Genomic DNA, 13,433 nt, shown 5'->3' on the forward strand with positions numbered 1-13,433 from the left:
GGTGTTCAAGTAGGGTCGCCCGTGTGGCGGCACTCGACTGGTTGACCGAAGCGGCACGCCTGCGCAGCGAGCGCGGGGTCCACCGAACGCTGCGTCCGCGCCCCGCTCGGCCCGGTGATGACGGCCCCGTGATCGATCTCGCCTCGAACGACTACCTGGGCCTCTCTCGTCACCCCGAGGTGGTGGACGCCGCGTGCGCTGCGGTGAATCGGTGGGGCGCGGGTGCCACGGGTTCGAGGCTCGTCACCGGCACCACGGCGCTGCACGAGGAGTTGGAGGACGACCTGGCTCGCTTCGTCGGCGCGGAATCCGCGCTGGTGTTCTCCTCCGGGTACACCGCCAACCTGGGCGCCGTCGCCGCGCTGGCCGGACGCGATTCGGTGGTGCTGTCCGATTCCGCGTCGCACGCGTCGCTGATCGATGCATGCAGACTGTCGAGAGCACGGATCGAGGTGTTCGACCGTACGCACCTGGACGCCGTCGAACACTCGCTTCGAACACGTACCGAGGACCGTGCGCTCGTCGTCACCGATTCTGTGTTCAGCACCGACGGTCACCTCGCGCCTCTGCGAGAACTTCACGGACTGTGCCGACGGTATTCGGCTGCCCTGCTCGTGGACGAGGCGCACGGAATCGGCGTCCGTGGGTCCGGTGGCCGTGGTCTGGTGCACGAACTGGGATTACAGGGCCTGCCTGACGTCGTCGTCACCGCGACGCTCTCCAAATCCCTTGCGTCGCAGGGTGGTGTGGTCCTCGGGACGCACGCGGTGCGTGATCATCTGATCGACGTCGCACGGCCCTTCGTCTTCGACACCGGGTTGGCTCCCGCGGCTGCCGGAGCAGCTCGGGCAGCACTCGCGATCCTGCAGCGAGAACCGGAACGGGCGGCGGACGTGCGTCGTCGCGCACACCAATTGGCCGACATCGCCGGCGTCGAGCGTTCCGAGTCGGCCGTCGTCTCCGTCGTTCTCGGCGATCCGCAGCGGGCGTACGACGCAGCGCAGGACGCCTTTCGGCGAGGCGTACACGTCGGCTGTTTTCGGCCGCCGTCCGTGCCGGAAGGGACTTCCCGGCTTCGGTTGACCGCGCGCGCGAACCTTACCGACTCCGAGCTCGCGGCCGTCGCGAACGTCCTCGATTCCGTTCTGCATCGGGCTGCGGTATGACGGTTCTCGTCGTGACCGGCACGTCCACCGACGTCGGAAAGACCGTGGCGACAGCGGCGATCGCGGCAACGGCGTCTGCTCTCGGGGCGTCGGTCGCCGTCGTGAAACCGGCGCAGACAGGTCTGGGCTACGGAGAGGCGGGCGACCTCGCGGACATCGAGCGGCTGACCGGGATCACCAGGTCCGTGGAAACTGCGCGCTATCCGGACCCGCTCGCGCCCGACGTCGCCGCGCGCCTCGCCGGAATGCCTGCGTTGGAACTGGGCGCGGTGGTGGACGACATCGTCTCGCTGACCGAGGACGTCGTACTGGTGGAAGGTGCCGGTGGCCTCCTCGTCCGGCTCGGCGCCGAGGGGTTCACACTGCTCGACGTCGCGGCGAAGATCGGTGCACCGGTCGTGGTGGTGTGCGGCGTCGAGCTCGGAACCCTCAACCACACCGCGCTGACGGTCGGCGCGCTCGACCGGGCAGGCGTCTTCTGTGCGGGACTGATCGTGGGAGCGTGGCCATCGCAGCCCGACCTTGCCGCTCGTACCAACCTCGTCGAACTTCCCGACGTAGCGGGGGTCCCGATTCTCGGGCGAATCCCGGCGGGAACGGGGAGCGTGGACCGGGAGCAGTTCCTCGCCGACGCACCCGCATGGTTCGACTCGGAGGCCGTCGCCGACATCTTGAACCGGTGAACCGCCGGTTCGTAGTTTGTCGAACCCCCGTGCGGGTACCCGAACCCATCATCGACAAGTTGGGGGCTCCACAATGAACACAGCAGTATGGATCGTCATCGCAGTAGTAGTGGTACTTCTCGTCGTGGCCGTCGCGCTGGCCCTGTCCAAGAAGCAGAAAGCAAGCCGTCGGGTCGAGGCCGAACGCATCCGTGAGCAGGCCGCCGACCGAACAACGGAAGTCGAAGAGCGTCAAGCGCGCGCCGACGAAAGCGCAGCCAAAGCCCGCCGCGCACAGGCCGACGCCGAAGCGAAGGCAGCCGAGGCGCGCAGGCTCACGCTGCAGGCAGAGAACCACCAGGGTGACGCCGCGTCCTCACGCGACGAACTGGACGCGGAATTCGCACGCGCCAACAAGATCGACCCCGACGTGAAGACCCGCTCTCGCTCGGGTGACGTGGACAAGGCGTCGGCGGAGAAGATCGTGCACCAGGACGCGCGCTCGGGCGACCACAGTGCCACGCAGAACCCGGCCCACACCACCCACAACCCCACGAACAATCCCGGTAACCCGCTCGATCCTCGCGGCAGCAAGATCGACCCCCGCACCGACGACAACCACGTCGGCGAGCACCGCCAGCCGTAATTCCGCGGTTGTTCCGGCACGCGCTTACGCTCAGCGGCGATGCACACATTCGTTCTCGTCCCCGGCGCAGGCGGTGACGCACGGTACTGGTCGCGGTTGGAGCCCGAACTGCGCGACCGCGGCCATGACGTCGTTGCCGTGACTCTTCCCGCGTCGGATCCGAACGCCGGACTCGCCGATCGATTGGATCGATATCGGGCTGAACTCGTCGGCGATCCGCGATAACCTGGCATTTCGGACACCGACCGAGATGGGGTGCTTGTCCATGGGATCCGATATGGAGAAGCTGCGCGTCAGTACCGCTGAGCGCGAGGCCACTGCGCAGCTCCTCGGCACCGCGATGGCGGACGGCAGGCTGACGCTCGTCGAATACGAGCAGCGCCTCGACCTGGTGTGGAAATCAGCGACGCGAGGCGAACTCGCGAAAGTGACCGACGATCTCCCCGTGCCCACGCAGGCCACGGAACCCGCGGAGTCGAAGGATGCTCGCGAGTGGCGCGAGTACTGGGACGAATGGCGATGGTGGCTCGGCGGCGTCATCATCATGTCCGGCATCTGGGGATTTCAGTCCATCTCCGACGGGGAACTGAACGGGTACTGGCCCGGGTGGCCCATCGGTATCTGGGCGCTGATCCTCGTGGCGATGGCAGTCATGCCCGAGGACAAGGACGACGACGAGGACGAGAAGTCCTGAATTATTACGCCCTGTAGTTGGCGAAATCGACGAACCTGGGACACTGGGGGTCGTGACTGTTTCTCCCGGCGACGACGCACCCGTATCTGCCCAGCTCTTCGAGCGCGCGAGCGCAGTGATCCCGGGTGGGGTGAACTCCCCGGTTCGTGCGTTCCACTCGGTCGGCGGTACGCCGCGCTTCATCACCGAGGCCAGCGGATACACCATGATCGACGCCGACGGGAACTCGTACGTCGACCTGATCTCGTCGTGGGGCCCGATGATTCACGGGCATGCTCATCCGGTCGTCGTGGAGGCCGTGCAGAAGGCCGCGAAAACCGGTCTGTCGTTCGGCGCTCCGACCGAGCGGGAAATCGCACTTGCGGAAGAAATCGTGCGCCGCGTCGGCCCCGTCGACCAGGTTCGGCTTGTGAATTCCGGCACAGAGGCGACCATGAGCGCCGTCCGCCTCGCCCGTGGTTTCACCGGGCGCACCAAGATCGTCAAATTCTCCGGCTGCTACCACGGCCACGTCGACGCGCTTCTCGCCGACGCCGGGTCCGGTCTCGCCACTTTCGGCCTGCCCACCTCTCCCGGGGTGACTGGGGCACAGGCGTCGGACACCATCGTCGTGCCCTACAACGACCTCGCCGCGGTGGAGCACGCCTTCGCCGAGAATGCCGGCCAGATCGCGTGCATCATCACCGAGGCCGCCGCGGGCAACATGGGCGCAGTTCCACCGGTCCCCGGCTTCAACGAGGGGCTACGACGCCTGGCCACGGACAACGGCGCACTGCTCATCATGGACGAGGTGATGACGGGCTTCCGCGTGAGCGCAGCGGGCTGGTACGGCATCGACGGCGTCGCGGGCGATCTGTACACCTTCGGCAAGGTCATGAGCGGTGGACTACCGGCCGCAGCCTTCGGTGGGCGCGCCGACGTCATGGCCTACCTCGCACCGGCCGGTCCCGTCTATCAGGCAGGCACCCTGTCCGGTAATCCCGTCGCCGTCGCGGCCGGTCTCGCGAGCCTGCAACTGGCCGACGCGTCCGTCTACGAGAAGCTGCAGAACAACGCGGAGCGACTCGGCGGGCTGCTCGGTGATGCCCTGACCGCCGAAGGCGTTCGTCACCACGTCCAGTTCGCAGGCACACTGGTGAGCGTGTTCTTCTCCGACGGGCCCGTCACCGACTACGCAGGCGCGAAAGCAGCCGAGACGTGGCGATACCCCGACTTCTTCCACGCACTGCTCGCGCGCGGGGTCTACCCGCCGCCGAGCGCATTCGAAGCCTGGTTCGTCTCCGCTGCCCTCGACGACGCCGCGTTCGAGAAGATCGCCGACGCCCTTCCCCACGCCGCACGTGCAGCGGCCCGAGCCGAAGCAGGAACCAAGTGAGTACACCGGAGGCGCATCCGCATCAGACGACGCGCACCATCGTCCACGTGTTGCGGCACGGTGAGGTCCACAACCCCAGGGGCATCCTCTACGGACGCCTCCCCGGGTTCCGGCTGTCGGTGAAGGGGCAGACGCAGGCGACAGCTGTGGCGAATGCGCTTGCCGGACACGACATCACCGCCGTCATCGCGTCCCCGCTGCAGCGGGCGCAGGAGACGGCAGGTCCGATCGCGAAGGCGCACGGACTCGACATCGCCACCGACGACAACCTCATCGAGGCAGGAAACGAGTTCGAAGGCCTCCGGGTCGCCGTCGGCGACGGGGCACTGCGCAGGCCACGGCACTGGTGGAAACTGCGGGACCCGTTCACGCCGTCGTGGGGTGAGCCGTACCTGCAGATCGCGCACCGGATGCTGGCCGCAGTGAACGCCGCTCGCGTCGCAGCCGTCGGCCACGAAGCCGTTGTCGTCAGTCACCAGCTCCCCGTCTGGACCCTGCGTCGATTCCTGCAGGGTGAGCGTCTGTGGCACGACCCGCGGCACCGTCAGTGCGGTCTCGCGTCGCTGACTTCCCTTGTCTACGAGGGAGACACGCTCGTCGACATCGTCTACTCCGAGCCCGCGGGCGCCAGCGATCCACGAGTCACCGGTGCGTAAGGTACTCGCTTCGGCTCTGGCCGTCGTCGCAGTCACCGCAGGCTGCGCGACGGGTACCGACGCGGTCGCGACCGGCGGAACCTTCGACTTCGTCTCACCCGGCGGCCAGACCGAGATCTTCTACGACCCCCCGTCGGATCGCGGCACCATCGGCGAACTGTCCGGCCCCGACCTGATGGAAGACGGAAAGACGACGTCGCTCGCGGACTTCGAGGGCCAGGCCGTCGTACTGAACGTGTGGGGCCAGTGGTGCGGACCGTGTCGCGGTGAAGCCGACGATCTCGAAGAGGTGTTCGAGAACACCAAGGACCTCGGCGTCCAGTTCCTCGGCATCAACGTCCGCGACAACGCGCAGGACAAGGCGCAGGACTTCGTCATCGACAACAAGGTGACCTACCCGTCCATCTACGACCCTCCGATGCGCACCCTCACCGCCCTCGGCGGCATCCCCACATCGGTCGTCCCGACGACCATCGTGTTGGACAAGCAGCACCGCGTGGCGGCGGTGTACCTGCGTGAGCTGCTCGCCGAGGACCTGCAACCCGTCGTCGAGCGGATTGCAGGCGAGGAGACGGAAAGCCAGTGATCGAGTTGTACGCCGCAGGCATAGGCGAGACGTTCCAGACCACGGCGGCTTCCGGGCCGCTCGTTCTCGCGTTCGGTGTCTGCATCCTCGCCGGCCTCGTCTCGTTCGCGTCGCCGTGCGTCGTACCTCTCGTTCCCGGTTACCTGTCCTACCTGGCGGGCGTGGTCGGTGCCGATGCGCCTGCCGTCACCGCGGCGGAAGCGTCGACGACGAAGGTGCGCACGGCCAGCAAGCTGCGGGTCGCGGGCGCCGCGGGCTTGTTCGTCCTCGGATTCACCGTCGTCTTCGTCCTCGCGACGGCCACGGTGTTCGGGGCGATCTCGGTGTTGTCGGTCAACCGTGAACTGCTGATGCGCATCGGCGGGGTCGTCACCATCGCGATGGGCCTGGTGTTCATCGGTCTGGTACCGGCACTGCAACGCGACGTCAGATTCGAACCACGCCGGGTCGGCAGCCTGTTCGGCGCTCCGTTGCTGGGCGGAGTGTTCGCCCTCGGTTGGACGCCGTGCCTCGGACCGACGTTGGCGAGCGTCATCTCCCTGGCCGCGGGAACCGAAGGTGCAACGGCAGTGCGCGGTGTCGCGCTGATCGTCGCCTACTGCCTCGGCCTCGGCCTGCCGTTCGTGATCCTCGCGTTCGGCTCGGCAAGCGCTCTACGCGGAGTCGGCTGGCTTCGCACCCATGCACGACAGATACAGGTGTTCGGCGGAATCATGTTGATAGCAGTAGGAATTGCACTCGTCACGGGTGCGTGGGACGTGTTCGTGAGCTGGGTTCGCGACGCCTTCGTGTCCGACGTGGTGCTGCCGATATGACCGACCTCGACACTCGCGTCGCACCGCAGAAGCAGTCGCTACCCGGGCGTGCGCTCGCGTTGGTGCGCAACACCTGGAGATCGCTGACGAGCATGCGCACCGCCCTGGTGCTGCTGTTCCTGCTGGCCTTCGCCGCGATCCCCGGCGCTCTCGTTCCGCAGCGCAGCCTCAACTCCGGCAAGGTCGACGAGTACATCGCAGCCAGGCCGACGCTCGGTCCGTGGATGGACAGGCTCGAACTGTTCGACGTCTTCTCCAGCTTCTGGTTCACCGCGATCTACGCGCTGCTGTTCATCTCGCTGATCGGCTGCATCGTGCCGCGATGCGTCGAACACGCCAAAGCTCTCCGCACCAAGCCCGTCCCGACGCCGCGCAACCTGTCGCGTCTGCCTCACCACCGCCGGTACGTGTCCGACGAATCCGCCGAGGACACCGCGGCGAAGGTGAAGGCGCAGCTGCGTGGGTGGCGCGTCGCGCAGCGCACCGGTGGCACCGGCGAGGTGACGCTGTCCGCCGAGAAGGGATACTTCCGCGAGTTCGGCAACCTCGTCTTCCACCTCTCGCTCGTCGGACTTCTCGCCGCCATCGCCCTGGGGAAGCTGCTCGGATACGAAGGCAACGTCGTCGTCATCGCCAACGACGGACCGGGCTTCTGCAGTACGACGCCCGCCATCTACGACGGTTTCCGCGCCGGCCAACTCGTCGACGGCACCGGCCTCGAGCCCCTGTGCATCCGCGTCAAGGACTTCAAGGCCGACTACCTCGAGAACGGTCAGGCCGAGATGTTCACGTCGAACATCGAGTACCAGGCAGGCGAAGACCTGGCGAGCAACACCTGGCGCGACGACGTCCTCCAGGTCAACCACCCGCTCCGCGTCGCAGGCGACCGTGTCTACCTGCAGGGCCACGGATACGCACCGACGTTCACCGTGACGTTCCCGAACGGCGAGACACGCACCGAGACCATCCAGTGGCAACCGACCGACGCCACCACGTTCCTCTCCAGCGGAGTCCTGCGAATCGATCCTCCCGGCGGCCTGTACCCGGAAGCAACCGAGCGTCGCAAGAATCAGATCGCAATCGAAGGTCTGTTCGCGCCGACGGCGTTCTTCCACGGCAACCTGCTGTCGTCGAGCTACCCGGCGATGACGGATCCCGCCGTCGCGATCGACATCTACAAAGGTGACACCGGCCTCGACACCGGATACCCGCAGTCGTTGTTCTCCCTGAACCAGGAGATGGTCAACCAGGGCAGGCTCGTCAAGCAGGACCGGGTCAACTTGAAGCCAGGGGAGTCCTCGACCCTGTCCGACGGCACCAACGTCCGCTTCGACGGCGCAGAAGAGTTCGTCAACCTGCAGGTATCGCATGATCCAGCACAGAACTGGGTGCTGGTCTTCGCACTGACGATGATGGGTGGACTGCTCGTGTCGTTGGTGATCAAACGACGCCGAGTCTGGGTCCGGCTGCACACGGAACCGGACTCACGACGTACTGTAGTAGAACTCGGTGGACTCGCCCGAACCGATCAGGCGGGCTGGGGAGAAGAATTCGACCGGTTGTGTGAGCGGCTGATCGGCGAAGTCAAGACAGTGAACACAGACAAGCAGGAGAACTGACCGATGCCGATCAACGAGACGCTCTCGCAGTACAGCGACTGGTCCTTCGAATCCGCGTTCACCATCTACGTCCTCGCGTTCGTTCTGCTCATCGCGCAGTACGCCTCGCAGCGGGCCACCAAGGTCCAGGCACGCGAGCTCGTCGGCAGCGGTGCCCCCACTCCACTCGGGGCGGGCGTGCCAGGACGTGTCGTCGAGACCCCCAAGCGTCCACTGTCGGAGCGTCTGGCAGGCATGGGCTTCGCTCTGCTGATCCTGGCGCTCGTGCTCCACGTGGCATCCGTCGTACTGCGCGGCTTCGCCACACACCGGTTCCCACTCGGCAACATGTACGAGTTCGTGACCATGGCGACCGCCGCCGCAGCGCTCACCTCGATCCTGTTGCTGCGCAAGAAGACGATGCGACCGATGCTCGTGTTCGTCCTCGCGCCGATCATCGTCCTCATGTTCATGGCCGCGACCAAGTTGTACGCCGACGCAGCACCTGTCGTGCCTGCGCTTCGCTCGTTCTGGCTGCCCATCCACGTCACCATCGTCAGCGTCGGCAGCGGTATCTTCCTGGTCTCCGGCGTCGCCAGCCTGCTGTTCCTGCTCCGCATGAAGCAACCCGCGGGCGACGAGAGCAGCAGCTTCTGGGGTCGCTTCGCGTCCAGGCTCCCCGACGCCCAGGCGCTCGACCGACTCGCGTACAAGACCACCATCGTCGCGTTCCCACTCTTCGGTGCAGGCGTCATCCTGGGCGCCATCTGGGCCGAAGCAGCCTGGGGCCGTTTCTGGGGTTGGGACCCCAAGGAGACGATGTCCTTCATCACCTGGATCATCTACGCCGCATACCTGCACGCCCGCGCAACATCGGGATGGCGCAACACCCGCGCTGCCTGGATCAACATCACCGGGTTCGCAGCCATGCTGTTCAACCTCTTCATCATCAACATGGTGGTCTCGGGACTGCACTCCTACGCAGGGCTCAACTAGCCGATAGGGCGCATCGGTCGCGGGCGAGAGGTCGCAGGCTCAGCTGGTAACGTCCGGCGGTGACGGGTGCGCCGGGGGCGCGCACCCTCCGACTGGGGAGTCGGATGATGGGGGGAAACGCCATGGCCGAGTGGCAGATGAGTTCGTGGCAGCCGGTACGTCCGGCAGAGCAGGGGGAGGACGACGGCGCACCCGCCGCGCCACCGCCGGAGGCTGGGACCGGGGCATCCCCGAAACCTGACGTATCCACGCCGGACGCCTCGCCCTGGCAGCGACGCGCCGAAGCTCCGACCGAGAAGGCGACAACAGCAGCTCCGGAAAAATCAGCGGCCCCAGCGAAAGCAGAGCCGGCGGCGAAGTCCAGTTCGGCCGACGAGGCTGGGTCGTCTGTTGAGGCTGGGTCGTCTGTCGAGCCTGCGAGTAGTGGGCCCAGAACGGGGGGATTTCGCTCGACCCCGGTCCCGATGCCGCCCGAATCGACCACCTACGGCCGTGCGAGCACAGAAGGCCGTGCCACTGCAGAACCCAGGCAGACTCCACCGGACCTCGGAACGCAGGGGCAGTTGCCACCGGTCGCGTCGGCGTCGGCGTCGGATCTCACCAATGCCCTTCTCGTGAGACAGGTTTCGCCGCCGCCTGTGTCCGGGTGGCGGAAGTGGGTCTACGACGTGACGCTGCGGCGGGTCAATCTCGGCAACAGCCATCGCGACGAGCGTCTGGCCCGGCTCTCTCGGCAGGCGGAGCGCCATCTCGTCGGCTGCTATCGCATTTCGGTACTCAGCCTCAAGGGCGGCGTCGGCAAAACGACGACGACGGCATCGCTCGGGTCGACGTTCGCATCAATTCGCGGGGACCGCGTCATTGCCGTCGACGCCAACCCGGACCGCGGAACACTCAGCCAGAAGGTACCGCTGGAGACGCCCGCGACGGTTCGAAACATGCTGCGGGACATCGACGAGTTGAGTCGCTACAGCGACGTACGGGCATACACCTCACAGAATGCGCACCGTCTCGAGGTGCTCGCGTCGGACACCGACCCCGCCGTGTCCGAGGCGTTCAGCGGCCAGGACTACGACACCGCGGTGGAACTGCTCGAGAAGTTCTACAGCATCGTGCTCACCGACTGCGGTACCGGGCTCATGCATTCGGCAATGAACAGCATCCTCGCCGGCTCGGACGCGCTGGTCGTGGTCAGCTCCGGGTCCGTGGACGGCGCCCGCAGCGCGTCGGCGACACTCGACTGGCTCGACGCGCACGGTCACAGCGAGTTGGTCCGCTCATCTGTCGCGGTGGTCAACGCAGTTCGGCCGCGAGCAGGCAAAGTAGATCTGGGCAAGGTCGTCGAGCACTTCGAGCAACGCTGCCGTCAGGTTGTGTTGATCCCGTTCGACCCACACCTCGAGGAAGGCGCCGAGATCGACTTGAACAGGTTGAAAAGCGGAACTCGCGCCGCGCTGCTGGAATTGGCGGCGGCGGTGGCGTCGGGATTTCCCAGCAACCGGCCGGAAGATCTTCAGCGCGCGAACGAGTCGAGGACGCGCTAGGCGCACCCGAAGGGGCGAACGGAACAGCCCGCCTCGTGAGGCGGGCTGCTGTACTTCATTCTGTAGGTTCGGTTTTGCCCGTGTCCTGACTGTCCGTGCCCGACCGTCGAACATCTCGGTTCATACGCCACAGGAACTCCGGGTCGTCATCCGGACCGACGGTCCGTCCAGCCGGAGCCTGCGCAGTCGGACCGAAGGCCTTCCAGAACAGGACGATGACTGCCACCAAACCGATCAACGCCAAAAGATAGATCACGACGCACCTCCTCAGACCAGCGTAACCGCGTTGGGATGCGGTGTGCACCCCAACGCGGTTCGCAAGTTCCTGAGAATATGCACTTGTGTTCGACCTGGCGTCGGTAGTCGGTCTACGGGGTCAGTGGTGAGCGGCCTCGGTGGTCAGAGATGACAGAAGCTGCATGACCTCGGCCTCGCGGAACCGGCGGTGACCGCCCGGCGTACGCAACGATCCGAGACGACCGGCATGCGCCCAACGGGTGACCGTCTTCGGATCCACATGGAAGAGCGCCGCTACCTGCCCCGGTGTGAGCAGTGAATCCTGAGCCTTGTGCAGTGTTGGTGCGCTCATCTTGGTCGTGTCCTCCTGCGTGCGGTGTCCGGTAGGCCCGGCCCGAAGGCGGGTCACGAACCGGACAGTGGATGGAGCAAATTCGTGTTCGAGCACCATGGTGGCACTCGAACCCCTAGGTACTCGACTGATCTAAAGAAGGTAAAGGGGAGGTAATAGACAAATCGGTCAAGTCCGGCTGTCCGATATGCGACGTTGCAGCGGGTCCAACCGCAGGTCGAAGGGCGGGTAGCCTGAAGGCCGTGAACGAACGCAACACACCACCCGAGCCCACCGCGACCAAAGGACGCCTCCTGCGAGACGTCGCAATCTACAGCGGAGCGCGTCTGCTTCTGGTTCTCGTGATCGCCGCCGTGATCGTCGGAGTCGGGCTGCTCGTGGGCGTCGAGATCCCCGTACTGGTCGCCGCGGTGTTCGCCGTACTGATCTCGCTGCCCCTCTCGCTCGTGCTGTTCAAGTCCCTGCGGATCCGCGTCAACGAGTCGATCGCCGGCGTCGACGAGGGCCGTCGCCGTGCCCGGGCCGACCTTCAGGCGAAGCTGCGCGGCGAGGACGGCAAGTAGTGACCAAGGTCGTCGACCGTTCCGAGGCCCGCGACTGGGTCGACAACGCGGTACGCCTCATCGACGCCGACGCTCAACGATCGGCCGACACACATCTGCTGCGGTACCCACTTCCCGCGGCATGGGGAGTGCAGCTCTACCTCAAGGACGAGTCGACGCACATCACCGGCAGCCTCAAGCATCGCCTGGCGCGCTCGCTGTTCCTGTACGCGATCTGCAACGGATGGGTCACCGAGAACACCACGGTCATCGAAGCCTCGTCGGGATCCACCGCCGTCAGCGAAGCGTATTTCGCGCGCCTGCTCGGCCTCGAGTTCGTCGCAGTAATGCCGCGCAGTACGTCGCCGACGAAGGTTGCACTGATCGAATCACACGGGGGTCGTTGCCATTTCGTCGACGATCCTTCCGCCATGTACACCGAGGCGCACCGACTCGCAGCGGAGCCTGACTGCCACTACATGGACCAGTTCACCCACGCGGAGCGCGCAACCGACTGGCGCGGAAACAACAACATCGCGGAATCGATCTTCGATCAACTCACCCACGAGGAATCGCCGATCCCGACGTGGATCGTCGTCGGGGCGGGCACAGGCGGAACCAGCGCAACGATCGGTCGGTACATCCGATACCGACGCCACTCCACCCGACTGGCCGTCGTCGATCCCGAGAACTCCGCCTTCATCGGTGGCTACGAGACCGGCCGTGCCGACTTCTCCACCGGAAAGCCGTCGCGCATCGAGGGCATCGGCCGTCCCATCGTCGAGCCGTCCTTCGTCGGACAGGTCATCGACAGAATGATCGCGGTACCCGACGCCGCCTCGGTAGCCGCCGCGCGGCACGCATCGACGGCCCTCGGGAAAAGCGTCGGAGGCTCTACCGGCACCAACATCTGGGGTGCATTCGGCGTCATCGCGGAGATGATTGCGGCCGGCAGATCCGGCAGCGTCGTCACCCTGCTGTGCGACGGCGGTGAGCGTTACGCCAATACGTACTTCGACGACGCCTGGGTTGCGTCGCAGGGCATGGATCTGGCCGGGCCGACCGAGGTGTTGGAACGCTTCGTACGAACGGGCGAGTTTCAGCCCTGACGCGTCAGCACCAGTGACGCTGCCGCGGTGGCTCCGGCTGCGACGCTCACCGCCGGCCACGCTCCGATTTTCTTGGCCAAGGGGTGCGATGCGCCGAAGCCGACGAGGTACGTCGTCAACAGCGCACCCGCGACCTTGGGACCGGCAGCCGCATTCCATGACGCGGTGCTCGCCACACCCACAGCTGCCAACACAGCGCCGCTGAGTTGTCGATTCTTGGTCTGCTGCGCAACAGCGAAGCCGCCCAGCAGGCCTGCGGCCGCCAGAGCCGAGGTAGCGAGTGATGAAGTCGTCGAGTTCTTCCGAGCCATACCTTCAGACTAGATGCTCGTGTTCCGTCCGCGGCCGATCAGAAGGGTGGTGGTTTCTTTCGTTCGCGGAGGTGTTGGATGGTTTTGTGTTGTCGTAGTTTTCGGCGGAGGAGTCGGATTCGGGTGCGGGCGGTGTCGGTGGGT

General features: G+C 65.9%; 17 protein-coding genes. 14 read left to right on the forward strand and 3 right to left on the reverse strand.

What is annotated here, in order from left to right:
* The first annotated feature begins 23 nt into the window (after nt 1-23).
* The 12 genes from CH292_RS07835 (at nt 24) to CH292_RS07890 (ending at nt 10,738) form a co-directional block, all read left to right on the forward strand.
* A complete protein-coding gene (locus CH292_RS07835) occupies nt 24-1,166 on the forward strand; it encodes an 8-amino-7-oxononanoate synthase (protein ID WP_094654441.1) in 1,143 nt (380 codons plus the stop codon).
* Nucleotides 1,163-1,849, forward strand: a complete 687-nt coding sequence (gene bioD, locus CH292_RS07840) for a dethiobiotin synthase (RefSeq protein WP_020112513.1) — start codon at nt 1,163-1,165, stop codon at nt 1,847-1,849. The genes CH292_RS07835 and bioD overlap by 4 nt, the downstream gene beginning before the upstream one ends.
* Before the next feature lie 73 nt (nt 1,850-1,922).
* A complete protein-coding gene (locus tag CH292_RS07845; protein ID WP_019666487.1) occupies nt 1,923-2,474 on the forward strand; it encodes a hypothetical protein in 552 nt (183 codons plus the stop codon).
* 39 nt (nt 2,475-2,513) lie between these two features.
* Nucleotides 2,514-2,699 (forward strand): alpha/beta fold hydrolase, encoded by a 186-nt coding sequence (locus tag CH292_RS07850; protein ID WP_019666486.1) that lies wholly within the window; start codon nt 2,514-2,516, stop codon nt 2,697-2,699.
* 40 nt (nt 2,700-2,739) lie between these two features.
* Nucleotides 2,740-3,168 (forward strand): DUF1707 domain-containing protein, encoded by a 429-nt coding sequence (locus CH292_RS07855; RefSeq protein WP_019666485.1) that lies wholly within the window; start codon nt 2,740-2,742, stop codon nt 3,166-3,168.
* 52 nt (nt 3,169-3,220) lie between these two features.
* Entirely contained in the window at nt 3,221-4,543 is a 1,323-nt protein-coding gene (gene hemL / locus CH292_RS07860; protein WP_026348036.1) for a glutamate-1-semialdehyde 2,1-aminomutase, read from the forward strand.
* On the forward strand, nt 4,540-5,199 hold the full coding sequence (locus CH292_RS07865) for a histidine phosphatase family protein (RefSeq protein WP_094654442.1): 660 nt from the start codon (nt 4,540-4,542) through the stop codon (nt 5,197-5,199). Before hemL ends, CH292_RS07865 begins: the two co-directional genes overlap by 4 nt.
* Entirely contained in the window at nt 5,192-5,785 is a 594-nt protein-coding gene (locus tag CH292_RS07870; protein WP_019666482.1) for a TlpA disulfide reductase family protein, read from the forward strand. Before CH292_RS07865 ends, CH292_RS07870 begins: the two co-directional genes overlap by 8 nt.
* Nucleotides 5,782-6,600, forward strand: coding sequence for a cytochrome c biogenesis CcdA family protein (locus CH292_RS07875; RefSeq protein WP_019666481.1), 819 nt, complete (start codon nt 5,782-5,784; stop codon nt 6,598-6,600). The genes CH292_RS07870 and CH292_RS07875 overlap by 4 nt, the downstream gene beginning before the upstream one ends.
* On the forward strand, nt 6,597-8,219 hold the full coding sequence (locus tag CH292_RS07880; RefSeq protein ID WP_037163774.1) for a cytochrome c biogenesis protein ResB: 1,623 nt from the start codon (nt 6,597-6,599) through the stop codon (nt 8,217-8,219). The genes CH292_RS07875 and CH292_RS07880 overlap by 4 nt, the downstream gene beginning before the upstream one ends.
* 3 nt (nt 8,220-8,222) lie before the next feature.
* Nucleotides 8,223-9,194: a c-type cytochrome biogenesis protein CcsB gene (ccsB, locus tag CH292_RS07885; RefSeq protein ID WP_019666479.1), complete on the forward strand. Its 972-nt coding sequence runs from the start codon at nt 8,223-8,225 to the stop codon at nt 9,192-9,194.
* Between the two features lie 122 nt (nt 9,195-9,316).
* Entirely contained in the window at nt 9,317-10,738 is a 1,422-nt protein-coding gene (locus tag CH292_RS07890; RefSeq protein ID WP_256977972.1) for a MinD/ParA family protein, read from the forward strand.
* 55 nt (nt 10,739-10,793) lie between these two features.
* Here CH292_RS07890 and CH292_RS07895 read toward each other — a convergent pair whose 3' ends face one another.
* Both CH292_RS07895 and CH292_RS07900 read right to left on the reverse strand, forming a co-directional pair.
* Complete coding sequence (locus CH292_RS07895) at nt 10,794-10,994, reverse strand: hypothetical protein (RefSeq protein ID WP_019666477.1); 201 nt, start codon at nt 10,992-10,994, stop codon at nt 10,794-10,796.
* Nucleotides 10,995-11,114: 120 nt separating this feature from the next.
* Nucleotides 11,115-11,327: a BldC family transcriptional regulator gene (locus tag CH292_RS07900; protein WP_026348035.1), complete on the reverse strand. Its 213-nt coding sequence runs from the start codon at nt 11,325-11,327 to the stop codon at nt 11,115-11,117.
* 242 nt (nt 11,328-11,569) lie between these two features.
* Here CH292_RS07900 and CH292_RS07905 point away from each other — a divergent pair, with 242 nt between their 5' ends.
* The gene (locus CH292_RS07905; RefSeq protein ID WP_019666475.1) at nt 11,570-11,890 is read left to right on the forward strand and encodes a DUF4229 domain-containing protein; all 321 of its coding nucleotides are present in this window, start codon (nt 11,570-11,572) and stop codon (nt 11,888-11,890) included.
* Nucleotides 11,890-12,978: a PLP-dependent cysteine synthase family protein gene (locus tag CH292_RS07910; protein ID WP_020112508.1), complete on the forward strand. Its 1,089-nt coding sequence runs from the start codon at nt 11,890-11,892 to the stop codon at nt 12,976-12,978. The genes CH292_RS07905 and CH292_RS07910 overlap by 1 nt, the downstream gene beginning before the upstream one ends.
* On the opposite strand, the gene CH292_RS07915 is transcribed toward CH292_RS07910, so the two are convergent.
* Nucleotides 12,969-13,289 (reverse strand): hypothetical protein, encoded by a 321-nt coding sequence (locus tag CH292_RS07915; RefSeq protein WP_094654444.1) that lies wholly within the window; start codon nt 13,287-13,289, stop codon nt 12,969-12,971. The two genes, CH292_RS07910 and CH292_RS07915, sit on opposite strands and share 10 nt — an antisense overlap.
* Between the last annotated feature and the right edge of the window lie 144 nt (nt 13,290-13,433).

This window comes from Rhodococcus sp. 14-2470-1a, assembly GCF_002259425.1.
Taxonomy (GTDB): Bacteria; Actinomycetota; Actinomycetes; order Mycobacteriales; family Mycobacteriaceae; genus Rhodococcoides; species Rhodococcoides fascians_E.

Bases quoted from the DNA above. Each gene is read 5' to 3' on its own strand.
- bioD (WP_020112513.1), top strand. From the start codon at position 1,163: ATGACGGTTCTCGTCGTGACCGGCACGTCCACCGACGTCGGAAAGACC.
- CH292_RS07855 (WP_019666485.1), top strand. From the start codon at position 2,740: ATGGGATCCGATATGGAGAAGCTGCGCGTCAGTACCGCTGAGCGCGAG.
- CH292_RS07915 (WP_094654444.1), bottom strand. From the start codon at position 13,289: ATGGCTCGGAAGAACTCGACGACTTCATCACTCGCTACCTCGGCTCTG.
- CH292_RS07900 (WP_026348035.1), bottom strand. From the start codon at position 11,327: ATGAGCGCACCAACACTGCACAAGGCTCAGGATTCACTGCTCACACCG.
- CH292_RS07845 (WP_019666487.1), top strand. From the start codon at position 1,923: ATGAACACAGCAGTATGGATCGTCATCGCAGTAGTAGTGGTACTTCTC.
- CH292_RS07850 (WP_019666486.1), top strand. From the start codon at position 2,514: ATGCACACATTCGTTCTCGTCCCCGGCGCAGGCGGTGACGCACGGTAC.
- CH292_RS07890 (WP_256977972.1), top strand. From the start codon at position 9,317: ATGGCCGAGTGGCAGATGAGTTCGTGGCAGCCGGTACGTCCGGCAGAG.
- CH292_RS07880 (WP_037163774.1), top strand. From the start codon at position 6,597: ATGACCGACCTCGACACTCGCGTCGCACCGCAGAAGCAGTCGCTACCC.
- ccsB (WP_019666479.1), top strand. From the start codon at position 8,223: ATGCCGATCAACGAGACGCTCTCGCAGTACAGCGACTGGTCCTTCGAA.